Origin of the sequence: Kitasatospora nipponensis (assembly GCF_039528135.1) — a bacterium.
Taxonomy (GTDB): Bacteria; Actinomycetota; Actinomycetes; order Streptomycetales; family Streptomycetaceae; genus Kitasatospora; species Kitasatospora nipponensis.
In genome coordinates this window covers 1-700 of record NZ_BAAALF010000719.1, presented here as the reverse complement: position 1 = coordinate 700, position 700 = coordinate 1, and the positions used below count along the sequence as shown (strand labels likewise).

2 protein-coding genes are annotated in these 700 nt (G+C 68.1%); both read left to right on the top strand.

All coding sequences use genetic code 11. The annotated features are described in order from the left end of the window. On the top strand, positions 1–407 hold a 407-nt coding region (locus ABD323_RS42910; RefSeq protein WP_344447464.1), incomplete at its 5' end, for a hypothetical protein. A gap of 87 nt (positions 408–494) precedes the next feature. Then, positions 495–700, top strand: a 206-nt coding sequence (locus ABD323_RS42905) for a DUF2278 family protein (RefSeq protein ID WP_344447463.1), incomplete at its 3' end; no start/stop codon positions are given.

Below are 700 nucleotides of genomic sequence, written 5' to 3'. Positions count from 1 at the left end.
CGGCGGGGTGCGGCGGTGCGGGCTGGGGCTACATCACCGGCGTGGGCAGCGGAATGAAGCTCGGGTTGGCCGGCGATCCGGTCGGGGGTACGGCCGCCGTGATGGGCGGGCCGACCGAGTTCGGCTGGATACGGTCGGACCCCGACCCGGGCGGCTGGTACACCTGGCACCCCTGCAACATGAGCAAGCCGAACCTGATTCAGAACATGGACACCAAGGTGGCCGAACTGAATCCGGGGTTCAGTGTCCTGATCAGCTGGACCGTGGTCGACACCGGCTCGGGCAGCGTCTACCTGAAGGACTACAGCAGCACCAACTGTCTGACCGACAACGGCGCGGGCAAGAAGGTCACCATGACCACCTGCACGCGCGACAACAAGGCCCAGCAGTGGCGGATCCCCGGGTAGCGGGTGAACATCGGGGGATTTCGCTGCACCCGCCCCGGTCCGTACGGCATAACGGTGGAGACCACCGCAGGCGGGAGGACCTCACCGATGCCCCTGAAGAACTACGGCGTGCTCGCCGCCACCGCCGTGGACCGGCGCCGGGAAGGCGCCACCGACACCCCGCACTACCAGATCCACCTGCGTGACGCGCACGGCACCGACTACCGCGCCGCGGTCAACGTGCTGTCGCAGCAGGCGCCTTCGGAGCTGCTGTACGTGGTGGTGGACGACTTCCGGCACCCGCCGACAACGAG